General features: G+C 45.9%; 1 protein-coding gene. It reads left to right on the forward strand.

Annotated elements, in window-relative coordinates; translation table 11 throughout:
• The coding region (locus CRV02_RS14505; RefSeq protein ID WP_164969031.1) for a LexA family transcriptional regulator at positions 1-317 on the forward strand (317 nt) is incomplete at its 5' end.
• Positions 318-438 lie beyond the last annotated feature (121 nt).

Consider the following 438-nt stretch of genomic DNA (forward strand, 5'->3'; position numbering starts at 1 on the left):
CAACCAAAAAAGCCAGTGATTCTGCATTCTGGCTTGAGGTTGAAGGTAATTCCATGACCGCACCAACAGGCTCCAAGCCAAGCTTTCCTGACGGAATGTTAATTCTCGTTGACCCTGAGCAGGCTGTTGAGCCAGGTGATTTCTGCATAGCCAGACTTGGGGGTGATGAGTTTACCTTCAAGAAACTGATCAGGGATAGCGGTCAGGTGTTTTTACAACCACTAAACCCACAGTACCCAATGATCCCATGCAATGAGAGTTGTTCCGTTGTGGGGAAAGTTATCGCTAGTCAGTGGCCTGAAGAGACGTTTGGCTGATCGGCAAGGTGTTCTGGTCGGCGCATAGCTGATAACAATTGAGCAAGAATCTTCATCGAATTAGGGGAATTTTCACTCCCCTCAGAACATAACATAGTAAATGGATTGAATTATGAAGAAT

Source organism: Arcobacter sp. CECT 8989 (assembly GCF_004116715.1).
GTDB lineage: Bacteria > Campylobacterota > Campylobacteria > Campylobacterales > Arcobacteraceae > Halarcobacter.